Annotated in this window: 16 protein-coding genes and 1 pseudogene; 9 read left to right on the plus strand and 8 right to left on the minus strand. The window is 45.2% G+C overall.

The features are described from left to right. The first annotated feature begins 111 nt into the window (after positions 1-111). The 6 genes from rpsD (at position 112) to CBI31_RS06890 (ending at position 4,723) form a co-directional block, all read left to right on the plus strand. Complete coding sequence (rpsD, locus tag CBI31_RS06865; protein WP_088525624.1) at positions 112-735, plus strand: 30S ribosomal protein S4; 624 nt, start codon at positions 112-114, stop codon at positions 733-735. Between the two features lie 23 nt (positions 736-758). Then, positions 759-1,739, plus strand: a complete 981-nt coding sequence (locus CBI31_RS06870; RefSeq protein ID WP_088525625.1) for a DNA-directed RNA polymerase subunit alpha — start codon at positions 759-761, stop codon at positions 1,737-1,739. 16 nt (positions 1,740-1,755) lie between these two features. Further along, a complete protein-coding gene (gene rplQ / locus CBI31_RS06875) occupies positions 1,756-2,151 on the plus strand; it encodes a 50S ribosomal protein L17 (RefSeq protein WP_088525626.1) in 396 nt (131 codons plus the stop codon). Positions 2,152-2,219: 68 nt separating this feature from the next. After that, positions 2,220-2,570: a divalent-cation tolerance protein CutA gene (cutA, locus tag CBI31_RS06880; protein ID WP_088525627.1), complete on the plus strand. Its 351-nt coding sequence runs from the start codon at positions 2,220-2,222 to the stop codon at positions 2,568-2,570. Further along, complete coding sequence (dsbD, locus tag CBI31_RS06885) at positions 2,567-4,234, plus strand: protein-disulfide reductase DsbD (RefSeq protein ID WP_088525628.1); 1,668 nt, start codon at positions 2,567-2,569, stop codon at positions 4,232-4,234. The genes cutA and dsbD overlap by 4 nt, the downstream gene beginning before the upstream one ends. A 57-nt stretch (positions 4,235-4,291) precedes the next feature. Then, positions 4,292-4,723 carry an MOSC domain-containing protein gene (locus CBI31_RS06890; RefSeq protein WP_240553781.1) on the plus strand — a complete coding sequence of 144 codons (432 nt, stop codon included), beginning with the start codon at positions 4,292-4,294 and terminating at the stop codon, positions 4,721-4,723. Positions 4,724-4,726: 3 nt separating this feature from the next. Here the strand turns inward: CBI31_RS06890 and hemB are convergent, their stop codons facing one another. After that, on the minus strand, positions 4,727-5,746 hold the full coding sequence (gene hemB, locus CBI31_RS06895) for a porphobilinogen synthase (RefSeq protein WP_088525630.1): 1,020 nt from the start codon (positions 5,744-5,746) through the stop codon (positions 4,727-4,729). Beyond that, positions 5,730-6,395: a ribosome biogenesis GTP-binding protein YihA/YsxC gene (yihA, locus tag CBI31_RS06900; protein WP_088525631.1), complete on the minus strand. Its 666-nt coding sequence runs from the start codon at positions 6,393-6,395 to the stop codon at positions 5,730-5,732. The genes hemB and yihA overlap by 17 nt, the downstream gene beginning before the upstream one ends. Positions 6,396-6,501: 106 nt before the next feature. Here yihA and CBI31_RS06905 point away from each other — a divergent pair, with 106 nt between their 5' ends. Continuing rightward, a complete protein-coding gene (locus tag CBI31_RS06905) occupies positions 6,502-7,227 on the plus strand; it encodes a c-type cytochrome (RefSeq protein ID WP_088525632.1) in 726 nt (241 codons plus the stop codon). Between the two features lie 73 nt (positions 7,228-7,300). Here the strand turns inward: CBI31_RS06905 and lysA are convergent, their stop codons facing one another. Together lysA and CBI31_RS10645 are read right to left on the minus strand one after the other, a co-directional pair. After that, on the minus strand, positions 7,301-8,599 hold the full coding sequence (gene lysA / locus CBI31_RS06910) for a diaminopimelate decarboxylase (RefSeq protein WP_088525633.1): 1,299 nt from the start codon (positions 8,597-8,599) through the stop codon (positions 7,301-7,303). A 110-nt stretch (positions 8,600-8,709) separates the two neighbouring features. Further along, a pseudogene (locus tag CBI31_RS10645) lies at positions 8,710-8,790 on the minus strand (hypothetical protein); the annotation flags it as partial. A gap of 47 nt (positions 8,791-8,837) precedes the next feature. On the opposite strand from CBI31_RS10645, the gene cyaY reads away from it, so the two are divergent. Continuing rightward, positions 8,838-9,221, plus strand: coding sequence for an iron donor protein CyaY (gene cyaY / locus CBI31_RS06920; RefSeq protein ID WP_088525887.1), 384 nt, complete (start codon positions 8,838-8,840; stop codon positions 9,219-9,221). 5 nt (positions 9,222-9,226) lie between these two features. Here cyaY and aroB read toward each other — a convergent pair whose 3' ends face one another. From aroB to CBI31_RS06940, 4 genes are read right to left on the minus strand one after another with little or no spacing between them, the layout of a single operon-like run. Beyond that, on the minus strand, positions 9,227-10,309 hold the full coding sequence (gene aroB, locus CBI31_RS06925) for a 3-dehydroquinate synthase (protein WP_240553836.1): 1,083 nt from the start codon (positions 10,307-10,309) through the stop codon (positions 9,227-9,229). A 16-nt stretch (positions 10,310-10,325) separates the two neighbouring features. Beyond that, positions 10,326-10,850, minus strand: a complete 525-nt coding sequence (locus CBI31_RS06930; RefSeq protein ID WP_276207127.1) for a shikimate kinase — start codon at positions 10,848-10,850, stop codon at positions 10,326-10,328. A gap of 12 nt (positions 10,851-10,862) precedes the next feature. Continuing rightward, positions 10,863-11,963, minus strand: coding sequence for a secretin and TonB N-terminal domain-containing protein (locus tag CBI31_RS06935; RefSeq protein WP_169709858.1), 1,101 nt, complete (start codon positions 11,961-11,963; stop codon positions 10,863-10,865). A gap of 17 nt (positions 11,964-11,980) precedes the next feature. After that, a complete protein-coding gene (locus CBI31_RS06940) occupies positions 11,981-12,673 on the minus strand; it encodes a hypothetical protein (protein WP_133062488.1) in 693 nt (230 codons plus the stop codon). 141 nt (positions 12,674-12,814) lie between these two features. Here CBI31_RS06940 and CBI31_RS06945 point away from each other — a divergent pair, with 141 nt between their 5' ends. Next, a complete protein-coding gene (locus CBI31_RS06945) occupies positions 12,815-15,151 on the plus strand; it encodes a penicillin-binding protein 1A (RefSeq protein WP_088525639.1) in 2,337 nt (778 codons plus the stop codon). The last annotated feature ends 1 nt before the right edge of the window (position 15,152 follow it).

A 15,152-nucleotide genomic window follows, 5' to 3' on the forward strand; every position in this document is an offset into this window, starting at 1 on the left:
GAGTTAGTAGTAAAAAGTTGAGTAGTTTTTTATTTAAAGCCCACTGTTCATCTGATTTAAAGGGTGAACTCACCGCTGGTCGCAAGACTGCGGCAAAGAAAGGAAAGCATCGTGGCACGTTACTTAGGGCCTAAGGCCAAATTAGCACGTCGGGAAGGTACCGACTTATTTTTAAAGAGCGCACGTCGCGCCCTGTCAGACAAGTGCAAGTTAGATACTAAGCCTGGTCAACATGGTCGTACGTCTGGCTCAAGAACATCAGATTACGGTAATCAATTGCGTGAAAAGCAAAAGGTTAAACGTATTTACGGCATTTTAGAGCGTCAATTCCGTCGTTACTTCGCAGAAGCTGAGCGTCGTAAGGGCAATACTGGTGAAACATTGCTCCAGTTGCTTGAGTCACGTCTCGACAACGTGGTTTATCGCATGGGATTTGGTTCAACACGCGCAGAAGCACGTCAGCTGGTTTCTCATTGCGCAATTTTGCTCAATGGTAGCCCAGTGAATATCCCATCAATTCAGGTTAAGCCTGGCGATGTGGTTGCTATTCGTGAAAAAGCGAAGAAGCAAACGCGTATTACAGAATCACTCAATTTAGTTCAGCAAATGACTGCTATTAGCTGGGTTTCAGTTGACGCAGGCAAGCTGGAGGGAACTTTCAAGCAAGTGCCAGACCGCGAAGAAATTAGCGGTGAAATTAATGAAAGTTTGATCGTTGAATTGTATTCACGCTAATTAGGCACTATCAAGGAAAAAATATGCAAACAAATTTGCTCAAGCCAAAAATTATTTCTGTTGAAGCGCTTTCCGCCAACCAAGCTAAGGTTGTTATGGAGCCGTTCGAGCGTGGCTATGGCCACACACTCGGAAATGCATTACGTCGTGTACTTTTGTCCTCGATGGTTGGTTATGCGCCAACTGAAGTAGCAATTGCAGGTGTAGTTCATGAATATTCCACCTTAGATGGCGTTCAAGAGGACGTAGTTAATCTCCTGCTCAATCTCAAAGGTATCGTATTTAAGTTGCAGTCACGTGATGAAGTGACTATCAATTTGCGTAAAGAAGGCCCAGGCGTCGTTACAGCAAAAGATATCGATTTGCCACACGATGTAGAAATCATTAATCCTGATCATGTGATCGCTCACTTATCTGCAGGTGGTAAGTTAGATATGCAGATCAAGGTTGAAAAAGGCCGTGGCTATGTCCCAGGTAACGTGCGTCAATACAACGACGAAACTACTAAGATCATCGGTCGTATCGTATTGGATGCCTCATTTAGCCCAGTAAGTCGTGTTAGCTATGCTGTTGAATCTGCTCGTGTTGAACAACGTACCGACCTCGATCGTCTCGTAATGACTATCGAAACAAACGGAGTATTGTCGCCTGAGGAAGCAATTCGTCAAGCAGCAACTATTTTGGTTGACCAGTTGGTTGTATTCGCAGCTCTTGAGAGCAGCGAAGTTTCTGGTGATCTCGCACCAAGCCGCTCCTCAATGGTTGATCCAATGTTGATGCGTCCGGTTGACGATCTCGAGCTCACAGTTCGCTCTGCAAACTGCTTGAAGGCTGAGAATATTTACTACATCGGTGACTTGATTCAACGTACAGAGAATGAATTGTTGAAGACGCCTAATTTGGGTCGTAAGTCTTTGAATGAAATTAAAGACGTATTGGCTGCTCGTGGTTTAAGTCTTGGCATGAAACTCGAAAGCTGGCCTCCAGCTAACCTCGAGAAATAATTAGAAAGGAAGCATCATGCGTCACGGAAACGGCTTACGCAAACTAAATAGAACATCTTCACATCGCTTGGCGATGCTACGAAACATGTCCAATTCTCTTTTGGAGCACGAAGTGATTAAAACCACTTTGCCAAAAGCAAAAGAATTGCGCATGGTTGTTGAGCCTTTAATTACCTTAGGCAAAAAAGACAACTTGGCAAACCGTCGCTTGGCATTCAATCGCACACGTGATCGCGATATCGTGACTAAACTCTTCACAGAGCTTGGTCCACGTTATGCAACGCGTCCAGGTGGCTACCTTCGTATTTTGAAGTTTGGCTTCCGTCATGGCGACAATGCGCCAATGGCACTGGTTGAGTTGCTTGATCGTCCAGAAGTTGATGAAACAGCAGCTACGGTTGAAGAGGCTTAAGTCTCACAGCCATTTCAAAAGCCAGGCTTCGGTCTGGCTTTTTTCATTAATAGGTTTATAAATACGGTATGCCTCAAAACCTCTCAGTCAATCCCAATCAGCTTCTGGTAGTGGTGACTGCTCTGCCGAGTATAGAGGCTGCTACAGCCTTAGCTAAAGCCCTGGTTGAGGCACATCTTGCTGCCTGTGTTCAGATGAATGAAGGGATTTATTCAATCTATCGTTGGGAAGGAAGGGTTTGCGAGGAGCAAGAAGTTCTCTTGTCTGCAAAAACGATGTCTCATCAATGGGAAGAGATCTGCGCATTCATCAAAGAAAGTCATCCTTATGATCTTCCTGAGATTTTGGCTTTTTCACCAGAGCAATACGACCAGCAATATGCTCGGTGGGTAAGGTCTGAGGTAAATTCAAAGGTATGAGATTGTCTTACTTTCTGACAAATTTTTTTGGGCTATTACTGCTCTTATCGACGCATGTATTTGCAGCGCCAGATTTTTTGCCGCCAGAAAAAGCTTTCCGCGTAGAAGCCACATGGTCAGCAAACTCTAATCAACTTGAGATTGAATTTATTCCTGCTAAGGGTTATTACATCTATCAGGAGTCGCTTCAATTTAATGTGGGTGTAGAGGCTTCTAAGCTATATAAAATAAGCCCCTATCTGCCATTAGGCATTGAAAAGTTTGATGAAACTTTTCAGAAAAAAATGCAGATTTATAAGCAGCCATTGATAGTGCTGTTGGATGTAAAGCCAGAAGTAGGAAAACCACTTCATATTGAAGTTGGTCTGCAGGGCTGTGCAGAAGCCGGTATTTGTTATCCACCCATGACTTTAAAGTTTTTGTTAGCTGCGCCTGGGGTTAAAGCAGCACCAATACCAGAAGCTCTTGAAGGTTCACAAAAGATCACTCAGTCCAAGGCTGAATTTAGCCTGACTGATTTATGGCGCAATCGAGATGACGTTAATGCGATTAGCCGCTTTTTAGCAAACACTTCTACAGCTTATTTATTCTTGGCTTTCTTTGTGTTGGGCCTTGCATTGGCGTTTACGCCTTGTGTTTTACCAATGCTCCCAATTCTCTCTAGCGTGATCTTTGGTTCGCAAGGTGGTAAAGCGATTTCTAAGGGGCGTGCAAGCCTCTTGGCACTCTCTTATGTCCTGGGCATGGCTTTGGTCTATGCCTTGGCCGGAACCTTGATGGCCGCCCTAGGCGGTAGCGTACAAAGGGTTTTACAAAGCCCAGTTGCATTGGCTGCCTTTGCTTTATTGCTATTAGCCCTCTCAGGTAGCTTATTTGGGTTGTATGAGCTTCGTTTGCCGCATTCATGGCACCAGCAGGTTGATCGTCTGGCAGGACGTCAAAAGGGCGGTAGCGTCTTTGGCGCCTTCGCTTTAGGCGGAATCTCCACTTTAGTGGCCAGCCCCTGCATCACGGCACCATTAGCAGGCGTATTGGCATTTATTGCCCAAACTGGATCTATGTCTTTAGGTGCTGGATTACTTTTTGTCATGGCCTTGGGAATGGGCTTGCCGCTCCTCTTTATTGCCATTGAGGCACGCGTTTTGATTCCTTCGACCGGTATTTGGATGGTTTGGTTACAGCGCACCTTGGGGGTGTTGCTCGTGGCAACCGCAGCCTGGATAGCCTCTCCATTGTTGGGGCAGAAGGATGTCAGTGGGTCTGTCAAAATAATCAATGGACAAAAAATTCATCAAGTTGGTGATTTATCTTTCGTAGTGATCCACTCTCTGGAAGAGCTTGATGCACAGCTTCGTCAGGCAAAGCAAGAGCAAAAATTGGTATTACTCGATTTCTATGCTGATTGGTGTATCAGTTGCAAAGAGATGGAGATCAATACTTTTGCCAACTCAGAAGTGAGTAAAGAGTTAAAACAATTTATTTTGTTGCAGGCTGATGTGACCGCGAATAGCCCTGAAAACCAAGCATTACTAAAGCGCTTTGGTTTATTCGGCCCGCCAGGTATTTTGTTCTTTAATCTCAACTCTGAAGAACAAAAAGATCAACGCTTGATTGGCTATATGCCACCCCAACGCTTCATTGACCGTTTACAAAAACTACCTTAGAGCTAGTTCATGCCCAAAATACATTCTATTTATATAGCCTCTCAGGCAGGGGAGCTAATGAATAAAAGGGAAGGTGCAAGGCTGATTGTTGGGGCCGGAATTGAGGGTGATAGATATGCGCTTGGTATCGGCGCATTCTCAGGTTCAATTCCAGCAAAGGTCAGAGATGTATCGCTCATTGCGTTGGCCGGAATTGAAGATGCGAATCAAGAGCTAGAGGCAAGTGGATTAAAGGCTTATCTTCCTAGTGAGGTCAGAAGAAATATTGTCATTGAGGGTATGAGTTCGGATGCTCTCAATCAATTAATTGGAAAGGAGTTCTCTCTAGGCTTCATTAGGCTGAGGGCCACAGAGTTGTGTATTCCGTGCGAGCGCCCAGCAAAGCTCAGTGAGAAGCTAAACTTTCTATCAGCCTTTACAAACAGAGGCGGCATTAGAGCTCAAATACTAGACTCTGGCGATATTAAGGTTGGCGACCAGCTGAGTTAGACCTTACTTGCCTGACTTTGTGAGTCTTGCAGCTTCGAGTGCAAAGTAAGTCAGAATGCCATCTGCACCAGCGCGTTTAAATGATAATAGAGATTCCATCATTACAGCATCATGATCTAGCCAGCCATTTTGCGCAGCAGCTTTGAGCATGGCGTATTCGCCGCTCACTTGATAGGCGTAAGTGGGGTAATCAAATTCTTCTCTAACGCGACGCACGATATCTAAATAGGGCATTCCAGGCTTAACCATGACCATGTCTGCGCCCTCACTAATATCGAGGGCAACCTCCCGCAAAGCTTCGTCGCTATTGGCGCAATCCATTTGATAGGTTTTTTTATCTGCTTTGCCAAGGTTCTTTGCTGAGCCTACGGCATCTCTAAATGGGCCATAAAACGCAGAGGCGTATTTAGCTGAATAAGCCATGATGCGCGTATGAATTAATTTCTTTTGTTCGAGCGCTTCCCGAATTTTTCCGATGCGCCCATCCATCATGTCTGATGGCGCAACGATATCTACACCTGCTTCCGCTTGAGTGGTTGCTTGTTGTACTAAGATCGCAGTGGTCTCATCGTTAAGTATGCGACTTTGTTCATCGAGGACGCCGTCTTGGCCATGGCTGGTATATGGGTCAAGCGCAACGTCTGTCATGATGCCTAAATTAGGAAAGCGTTTTTTGAGTTCGCGAACCGCGTTAGGAATGAGACCATTTGGATTAAAGGCTTCTCTGCCATCAGGTGTTTTTAATGCTGTATCAATCACCGGAAATAAAGCTAAAACTGGAATGCCTAAATCTACACATTCTTGTGCAACATTAAACAGTAAGTCTAATGAAACACGATTGACGCCTGGCATCGAAGCAACTGCCTCGGATTTGCCTTTGCCCTCTAGTAAGAACACAGGGTAGATCAAGTCATTTGCAGAAAGACTATTTTCTTGCATGAGGCGCCGCGACCAATCATCACGACGCATCCGGCGTGGGCGGTGCCCTGGAAAGTTGAGCAAAGAGTTAATTGGTGATTTCATCTTCGTGGGTTTCTGGTTCAAATAGCCATTTAATAATTAAATTATCTGCCTCTTCAAGGCCAATCCGTTTTGTGCTTGAAAATAATTGTGCCGTAAGTTTCTTAGAGTCACCAGTGCCGTCTGGCAAAGCCGGGTCATATTGTTGTAACTGCTTCTGAACAGCCTCAAGAGCATGTTTGCACTCACTTTTATTGAGTTTGTCGCATTTGCTCAGCAAAATATGGATCGGTTTACCGGTAGGTACAAACCACTCAATCATTTGTTCATCCAGGTCGGTGATGCCGCGCCGGGCATCCACAATGAGAACCATGCCAACTAGCTGCTCACGTTCCTGGAGATAGTCGCTCAGGAGGCTATTCCAGTGGTATTTGGTTTCACGATTCACTGCGGCATAGCCGTAGCCAGGCAAGTCCACTAAATAGGCTAAAAGTTCATCCTTTGAAAAAAGCCCGAAATAGTTGATGTGTTGGGTGCGGCCAGGCGTTTTACTGGCAAAAGCCAGCCTTTTCTGATTGCATAAGACATTGATAGCGCTCGATTTGCCCGCATTTGAGCGGCCAGCAAACGCCACCTCACGTAAGGGCGTAGCAGGCAGGCAATGGGTGTCATTGACTGTAGTGGCAAATCGGGCTTGAAAGAGTTTAGACATGTCCTGAAGCTATTGTAAAATCATGAAATAATTCATGGTGTTGGGTAAAAAGAGTTGTAAATACAGGGCCCAAACACTTTTAGGAATTTTTGCCAAGGTAAACATAATGCGTCAAAGCTCCAAAATCTCCAAATTAACTGGTTTACGTGCCGGTTTTGCTGTTCTTTCTATTTTCGCTCTGATCGGTATTTCTGGGGTTGCTATGGCCGCCGATCCAGCCCCAATGCCTGCAGAAGCTCAAGCCAAGGCTGGAGTGCCAGGCAAGCCAAAGGTTGATCTTGCTGTTGGCGAGGCTCTTTACTCTAATGGAGATGCAAAACGTGGCGTCACAGCTTGTATTACTTGCCATGGCCCTAAGGGTCAAAGTGCAGTCAGCGCATGGCCCAAGTTATCTGCACAACATGCTGCATACACAAATAAGCAATTGAAAAACTTCAAAGAAGGCACTCGTGCTAACCCAATCATGATGGGTATGGCTGCAGCATTGACTGAGGAAGACATGCAAAATATTTCTGCATATTTAGTCAAGCAGCCTCTTTCACAAGGGGTAGCTCAAAATAAAGAAACTATTGCGTTAGGCCAAAGTATTTACCGTGGTGGTATTGCTGCAAAAGGCGTTCCAGCTTGTGCTGCATGCCACAGCCCAACAGGCGCTGGTATTGCCGCTCAATATCCACTCTTAGGTGGCCAATGGGCTGATTACACGAATGCACAATTGATCGCATTCCGTGAAGGCGTCCGTAAAAATAGCAGCCAAATGACTGCCATTGCTACAAAGCTTTCTGATGCAGAAATGAAGGCAGTTTCTGATTACATGGCTGGCTTGCATTAAGAAATCATTCTCAGTTTCAAATAAAAACCCCGCTCAAGTAGCGGGGTTTTTATTTGCCTCATTTTTCCGACAATTACTTTGGCAAAATAGTTTCGCTTGAAAATAAGTCAGCTGTTTTTTCACGTGCACGGATGACGTAAACATTTTTTCCATCAACCATAATCTCAGCTGGTTTTGGGCGCGTATTGTAGTTAGATGCCATAACAAAACCATAAGCACCAGTCGAAAGGATTGCTAGAAGATCGCCTTCTTCCACAGCAAGTGTGCGATCTCTTCCCAACCAATCACCAGACTCGCAGACTGGCCCTACGACGTCATAGGTTGAGCTCTTAGCCTCTTTAGCTTGAACGGGAACAATGCCATGATGCGCTTCATATAAGGCTGGACGCATCAACTCTGTCATAGCAGCATCAACAATGCAGAAGTTTTTCTCAGCACCAGGTTTTAGGTATTCAACAGTGGTAAGTAGCACGCCGGCATTACCTACTAAAGATCTGCCAGGCTCTAAAACAATATCTAAATGAGCAAAGCCACGCTGCGCCACATGGTTTAAAAGTGCATTCGTGAACTCTGTGATGTCGGGCGGTGTTTCATCGCCATAGGAAATTCCGAGGCCACCACCTAGATCAAGATGGTGAATCACAATACCTTCCTTGTGAAGCTGCTCGACTAAGTCTAAAACTTTATCCAAGGCATCTAAGTAGGGCGCAGTAGTAATAATTTGAGAACCAATATGGCAATCAATTCCCACCACATCAATCTGTGAGAGTTGACTAGCCTCGCGATATGTTTTTAAAACTTCGTGATACGCAATCCCAAATTTATTTCCTTTTAAGCCAGTGGAAATATAAGGGTGTGTTTGTGCATCGACATCTGGATTAACGCGTAAGGAGACTGGCGCGCGGCAATTTAGCTTGCTAGCCACACGATTAATATTATGCAGTTCGGCAATTGACTCAACGTTGATACACTTCACACCAGCCTCTAAAGCGGCGGCGATTTCAATAGCAGATTTGCCAACGCCGGCAAATACTAGACTTTTAGGATCGGCACCGATTGCTACCGCACGCGCTAATTCTCCGCCGCTCACTAAGTCAAATCCTGCACCAAGTTTTTTGAAGCAATCAATCACTGCCAAATTGCTATTTGCTTTCATGGCGTAATGGACGCGTGCGCGACGTTTGCCTGTGTTATCGACGCAGGCTTTGTCGTAAGCTTGGTAAGCCTCAGTCAGCGCTTTCTTGCTATAGACATAAAGTGGTGTACCAAATTCTTTTGCTAAATCCGTCAGCCGAACTTCTTCAGCGTACCAATTGCCTTCGCGCTCAGTAAATCCAGATAATGGAGGAAGTGGAATTGCTTTACTTGTCATTGCTTTGCCGGTGACGGATTGCTTGTGCTAGCAGGGGTTTGTGGTGGATAGAGTTTTCCTTTAGGCTCCTGCTCTTTAGGGGCTGGTGGCACGATGGGTGGATTTGGCATAAACAGAGGACCCCTAACCCCACATCCAACAAGGGCTATTAGTAGGGTAATGCCAAAGGCTCTATTAAGAATCGCTATCATGAATGTCTCTAAAACGAATGATTGAATATAGCATGCAGGACTCTGGAATGAATCCAAATAATTTGACCGTGGAAGCCATTGATGACAAGCAGTTTCATCAGCTAGGCAGTAATTTATTACAGTCTATTGAAGTAGCCTTGGAGGCCGCTGATGACGAATTAGATCTGGATTTGGATGTAGAACGCCAAGGCGGGAATGTTATCAATATCCGCTTTAGGGATAAAAGCGTGATTGTGGTCAATACCCAGCCACCTTTACATGAAATTTGGGTAGCAGCGAAGTCTGGCGGTTATCACTACCGTTGGGCAGGAACCATGGCAATGCCTTTGTGGCTTGATACAAAGACTGGTAGAGAGTTATTGGGGGATTTGACGCAGTTTGCAAGTGCCCAGGCTGGTCAAGCAGTCAAGATTACTTTGACCAAGCCTTAAGTCATTTAGGCAGCACCAGTAGCGGATAAAGTTTCGATCACTTGGGTATCGGGAACACTCTTGATTTGAGCCTTACCAATCTTCTCTAGGATGACGTAGCGAATTTGGCCGCCCTCAGTTTTCTTGTCCACTTGCATCAGTTCCATATAACGTTCTGCGCCAAATTTAGGCGGAACAGTAGGCAGATTCATTGATTTGATAATCTTGATGAGACGCTCGAGCTCAGCTCTGCTAATGAGGTTTAAACGGCAAGATAAATCAGCGCCCATCACCATGCCGCAGCCAACAGCTTCCCCATGAAGCCATTCGCCATAACCCATTCCAGCCTCTATCGCATGCCCAAAGGTATGGCCAAAGTTGAGAGTTGCACGAATACCGCCCTCTCTTTCATCTGCTGAAACTACTGCAGATTTAATTTCACAAGAACGGAGTACTGCATGTCCCATAGCACTTGTATCGCAGGCTAGTAATGCCTCTGCATTTGCTTCAATCCAATCTAAAAATTGGGCATCAGCAATTGCACCATGCTTCACCACTTCAGCAAGGCCTGCTGAGAGCTCTCTCGGCGGCAAAGTTTTCAGTGTGTTGAGATCTGCGATTACCGCAACAGGTTGATGAAATGCCCCAATCATGTTTTTACCCAATGGGTGATTGATACCAGTTTTACCGCCAACAGAAGAGTCAACCTGGGCCAATAAGGTGGTTGGAACTTGAATGAAACGAACGCCACGCATGAAGCTGGCCGCAGCAAAGCCTGTCATGTCGCCAATCACGCCACCACCCAAAGCAATCAACATAGTTTGCCGATCCGCGCCAAACTTTAAAAGATCATCAAAAATAAGCTGAAGATTTTCCCAGTCTTTATAGGACTCGCCGTCTGGGAGGGTAATTGTTCTAATGGGCTTGCCAAATGCTTCTAGGGTCTTAGTCAGGCGGGCGGCATAAAGCGGTGCAACCGTAGTGTTGGTAACGATATAGATTGAAGTGGATTTTTCACAGGCGCTAAATAAGCTCGCTTGATCAATGAGATCACTACCAATGTAGATTGGATAGCTACGGTTACCAAGATCAACTTCAAGGGTTTTCATCATAGTGCCAATATATTTAAGCGGAAAGTTCAAGTTGCATGATTAAGGTATTGACCAACTGATTCACGCTGGGCTTGCCAGTTTCAATCACATGATCGGCGATTTCGCGATAAAGAGGATCGCGAATAGTATATAAATTTCCCAGAATTTTTTTGGTATCGCCATTGAGAAGTAAAGGGCGTCCGTCACCTCCTTTAGTGCGATGCCAAAGCTCATTTGGATTTGCATGGAGATAAATAACGGTGCCATGCTCACGGAGTGCTTGACGGTTATCGGGAAATAAAACAGCACCCCCACCGGTGGCTAGGACAATGTCGTGCTCAGCGGTGATTTCTCGAATGACTTGCGCCTCTCGTTTGCGAAAACCTTCCTCGCCCTCCATCTCAAAGATCACTGGAATCTTGACGCCACAGCGCTCTTCAATCACATGATCCGCATCCAGAAAGCGGCGGCCTAATTTCTTGGCCAGCACTTTACCCACGGTCGACTTTCCGGCACCCATGAGGCCAATGAGAAAGATATTGTTTGTCGGAGAGTTCACCCTTTGATTTTATTAGGGTTTATCAATAACGGTAGGTGTTAGGAAGACAAGTAGCTCAGTTTTGTCTTGTAATTTCGATTTATGGCGAAATAAGTGGCCAATGAGAGGGATATCTCCTAGTAAGGGGATTTTGACTTCATCCTCCCTCTCGGTTGTCTGAAAAATGCCCCCAATAATGACTGTTCCACCGCTTTCAACAGTCACTTCAGAGCTCAGGCTTTTAGTATCAATTGCGTATCCCTGCTCTGTTTTCATGCCAATGGTGTCCTTATTAATCCCAACGAGCATGGAGATTTTTCCATCTGGATGAATTTTTGGCAAAACTTCTAAACGCAAATTAGCCTTCCGAAATTGCAATTTACTGCCATTTTGTGAAGTCGTTTGATAGGGGAGTTCAGTACCTTGTTCGATAGTGGCTTTCACTTGATCGCCGGTCATGATGCGGGGATTAGAAAGAATCTTTCCTTGACCATCCGATTCAAGGGCTGATAGTTCCATTTGTAAAAGACGACTACCGTTTCTAGAGACTAGAGTTGCAGCCACGGTTGCTGGATTAAATCCACTTAAGCCCGATCCACCTAAATCAATATTGCTAGAAACTTTCCTATCCTGGTTGCCGCCCAAGGAGTTTGCTTGGTAGCCAAGCTTCACTCCTAGTTCACGGGCAAAGCGCTCATCAGCCTCTACAATGCGGGCCTCAATGAGTATTTGCCTTGGACTATTAATATGGTCGCCACCAAAGGGCAGGGCGGCATCTTCACGACGATACTTTTGGAATGCAGTAATTTCTGCATGAGGACCAATCCAGTAAATATCGCCGTTACGAACTAGCCTTAATCCCCTACTTGCTAGAATCGCATCAAGTGCTGTATGCCACGGCGTGTTATTAAGTTCAATCGTTACCTTGCCTTTAATGGATTCGCTTAGCAAAAAGTTGGTGTTAGCAAGTTTTGCAAGTACTTGTAAAAGTGCGGTCACTTCAATGTCGGTAAATTGCAAACTAATGGGGGCTTCAAGTAAGTTTTGTGCTGGCATATTGGCGTGTATTGGGCTAAGTAAAAAAATGGATAAGAGGCCAATACAAAGACTGAATTTTTGTATGTATTTATGCATGCGTTTTAGGCCTTGCTTTATTCTGTTTTCGAGGGTTTGAGGTTCAGAGTTTTGCCTTTGCCGTGACTTAGGGTGGCAAGATCTTTTTCAAGATGAGTCAAACGCCAATCTCCCAAAACAAGCATCCCCTTTTGAAACATCACAGTGCCTTGCCCAGAATCAAAAAATGCCTGATGGGAGCCCCTCATTTGGCTAGCTCCCAAATATCGCCAGCGACTTAACTCCGCCTCATGAGGTAGTGCTTGAGGCTTAGCGGTGACTTTATGGATTGACCTGTTTTCTATTAATGAGTGAACACTCACTTCTATTTGATCTATTATTTCATATAGATCATCTTGTTCCATTTGTAATTCAGTACGTAACTGAGAAAACTCTTTTTTAAGCTCGGAAATTTCCTTAAGGGACTCTTGGACCTGGGATTCAGAGCTAGTTTTTAGAGATTCATAGCCAATCAAAAGCGCAATACCAATGCCGAAAACGCAGGCGCCAAAAGTCAGGAATCCTGCTAATTTTGGAACTTGACCCAATAGATTTTGGCTGCCGAAGGCTTCTGGCCAAGTGGGCTCTTTGGTCGGTTTTGGGGGCTGTAAAGGGGGGCCCTTAGGGTAAGTAGTTTTACGAATTCCATGGGGATCAGGAATGGCTGGATCATCACCAAGCTCACTTAAAATATCGTCGAAAGATTGGGGAGAGATATGGCGAGATGGCATACCTTTATTTTTCAAGTTTAAGCAAGCAATGGCCATCAGCTTGGTTTGAAGCTAATGTAAGTAAAGACAAGCATCAAAACTCAAAAACAAGGGTTTTGGAGCTTTTAGGCAAATTACTTAAGCACCCTATAATTTGAGCTTATGGCCCTCCCCCCAAAAGACAAGCCGCCACAAAACCAGCGACCAATTCGTCAAGTCGATAGAAGTCCGCGATATTCCCGACTAGGGTCTGGCACAACCCAAAAATCATCTAGCAATCCTTTGGTAAAAGCCATCTTGATTATTGGTGTCGTATTTGCCATGGTGGTGATGTTGTTAATGGGCTACGCATTTTTAGTGGCCAAACCCAATCTACCGAAAATCTCCGCTTTAACCGATTACAACCCGAAAACTCCACTCCGGATTTTTACGGCCGATAAGGTTTTGATCGGCGAGTTTGGGGAAGAGCGCCGCAACGTGATCCCTCTAGATGAAATTCCAAAAAGCATGCGTAATGCTGTTTTGGCAATCGAGGACGATCGCTTCTACTCCCATGGCGGTGTTGACTATGTGGGTATTTTGAGAGCTACCTTGACCAATTTGCGTGGGAACTTATCTCAGGGTGCTTCCACCATCACCATGCAGGTGGCCCGAAACTTTTTTCTGAGCAATGAGAAAACCTTCAGTCGAAAAATCTATGAAGTTTTATTGGCCTGGGAAATCGAATCTCAACTAACAAAAGATAAGATTCTTGAAATCTATATGAATCAGATTTTCTTGGGTCAAAGGGCTTATGGCTTTTCAAGTGCTGCTCAGATTTACTTTGGTAAAGAATTAAAAGACATCACGATTGCAGAGTCTGCAATGTTGGCGGGATTGCCAAAAGCCCCCTCTGCATATAACCCTGTTTCAAATTTCCGTCGAGCCAAGATTCGTCAGGAATATATCTTGCAGCGTATGCGTGATCTGGGATACATCAGCTCTGAGGAATATCAAAAAGCCATGATCGAGGAGTTGCGTATTCGCGGGCTGGGTAATGAATTTACAGTGCGTGCAGACTTCCCCGCAGAAATGGTTCGACAGTTACTTTTTACTCAATACGGTGAGGCTATTTATTCTCAGGGAATCAATGTTTACACCACGATCTTAAAAGCGGACCAAGATGCTGCATATAAGGCTGTGCGTCGGGGTATTTTTGAGTATGACTTGCGTCACACTTACCGTGGTCCAGAGGGTTTTATTGATCTTCCAGAGGATCGTGTCAAGCGTCAACGCGCTATCGATGAGGCTTTGCTTGCCCACCCACAGTTAGATGATTTGCAATCTGGCGTTGTGCTCGATGTGAAGCCAAAAGAAATGCAAGTCATGATTGCCACTGGCGATATAGTCGTCTTAAAAGGCGATAGCTTGAAATTAGCATCAGCATCTATTACTGATAGTACTCAGCCCAAAAAACGTTTGCGTCCAGGTGCGATAGTGAGATTACTTTCGGATGGAGGAGTGTGGAAGTTAGCACAGCTGCCCCAAGTCGAAGCAGCTTTTGTTTCAATGAATGCAGATACTGGCGCGATTTTGTCTCTGGTTGGTGGGTTTGATTTCCGCCGTAATCAGTTCAACCATGTGACCCAAGCATTGCGTCAACCAGGCTCTTCCTTCAAGCCTTTTATTTATGCTGCTGCAATTGAAAAGGGCTTTACACCGAGCACCATGGTGAACGATGCACCTTTATCAATTGGTAGTCTGGAGACTGGTAGTCAGGCCTGGGCGCCAAAGAACTACGATGGTAAATATGAAGGCATGATGCGTTTACGCACTGCTTTAGCGAAATCAAAAAATTTGGTTTCTGTTCGCATTATTCGTGCAATCGGACCTTCATATGCCCAGGAATATATTCAGAGATTTGGTTTTGAACCTGAAAAACACCCGCCTTATTTAACAATGGCTTTGGGCGCTGGTTCAGTAACGCCTTTGCAGATGGCCTCGGCCTACAGTGTGTTTGCAAATGGTGGCTATCGTGTAGATCCTTTTTTAATTAATAAGATGGTGGATTCCAAAGGAGAAGTTTTGTTTGAGGCAAAACCTGTTCGTGTTGGAGACGGCGCGACACGTGTTTTAGATGCGCGTACTGCTTTCGTGATGGATAGCATGTTGCAAGAGGTAACTAAGACTGGTACGGCGGCCTCCGCTAGAGCAAAATTAGGTCGTAGTGATATTGCCGGAAAGACTGGAACTACCAATGACTCTCATGATGCTTGGTTTGCCGGTTATAACCCTAAGATAGTAGCGATTGCTTGGATTGGTTTTGATAAGCCAGCCAGCTTGGGCGATCGCGAAACAGGTGGTGGCCTTGCTTTGCCGATGTGGATCTCTTATATGTCCGTAGCGTTAAAAGATGCACCACAAGAAGCGCGCGAAGTTCCAAGTGGTGTGACACAGGTAGACGGAGATTGGTTCATTCCTGAATTTTCTCGTAGTGGTGGCCCACGCGAACTACAGTAGT

Origin of the sequence: Polynucleobacter campilacus (assembly GCF_002206625.1) — a bacterium.
GTDB lineage: Bacteria > Pseudomonadota > Gammaproteobacteria > Burkholderiales > Burkholderiaceae > Polynucleobacter > Polynucleobacter campilacus.

What these genes read in the sequence shown, in the direction of transcription:
- yihA (WP_088525631.1), bottom strand. Translation starts at nt 6,395, where the DNA reads ATGTCTAAACTCTTTCAAGCCCGATTTGCCACTACAGTCAATGACACC.
- CBI31_RS06890 (WP_240553781.1), top strand. Translation starts at nt 4,292, where the DNA reads ATGAATAAAAGGGAAGGTGCAAGGCTGATTGTTGGGGCCGGAATTGAG.
- cyaY (WP_088525887.1), top strand. Translation starts at nt 8,838, where the DNA reads ATGAATCCAAATAATTTGACCGTGGAAGCCATTGATGACAAGCAGTTT.
- hemB (WP_088525630.1), bottom strand. Translation starts at nt 5,746, where the DNA reads ATGAAATCACCAATTAACTCTTTGCTCAACTTTCCAGGGCACCGCCCA.
- CBI31_RS06905 (WP_088525632.1), top strand. Translation starts at nt 6,502, where the DNA reads ATGCGTCAAAGCTCCAAAATCTCCAAATTAACTGGTTTACGTGCCGGT.
- rplQ (WP_088525626.1), top strand. Translation starts at nt 1,756, where the DNA reads ATGCGTCACGGAAACGGCTTACGCAAACTAAATAGAACATCTTCACAT.
- lysA (WP_088525633.1), bottom strand. Translation starts at nt 8,599, where the DNA reads ATGACAAGTAAAGCAATTCCACTTCCTCCATTATCTGGATTTACTGAG.
- cutA (WP_088525627.1), top strand. Translation starts at nt 2,220, where the DNA reads ATGCCTCAAAACCTCTCAGTCAATCCCAATCAGCTTCTGGTAGTGGTG.
- CBI31_RS06870 (WP_088525625.1), top strand. Translation starts at nt 759, where the DNA reads ATGCAAACAAATTTGCTCAAGCCAAAAATTATTTCTGTTGAAGCGCTT.
- CBI31_RS06940 (WP_133062488.1), bottom strand. Translation starts at nt 12,673, where the DNA reads ATGCCATCTCGCCATATCTCTCCCCAATCTTTCGACGATATTTTAAGT.
- dsbD (WP_088525628.1), top strand. Translation starts at nt 2,567, where the DNA reads ATGAGATTGTCTTACTTTCTGACAAATTTTTTTGGGCTATTACTGCTC.
- CBI31_RS06935 (WP_169709858.1), bottom strand. Translation starts at nt 11,963, where the DNA reads ATGCATAAATACATACAAAAATTCAGTCTTTGTATTGGCCTCTTATCC.
- aroB (WP_240553836.1), bottom strand. Translation starts at nt 10,309, where the DNA reads ATGAAAACCCTTGAAGTTGATCTTGGTAACCGTAGCTATCCAATCTAC.
- CBI31_RS06945 (WP_088525639.1), top strand. Translation starts at nt 12,815, where the DNA reads ATGGCCCTCCCCCCAAAAGACAAGCCGCCACAAAACCAGCGACCAATT.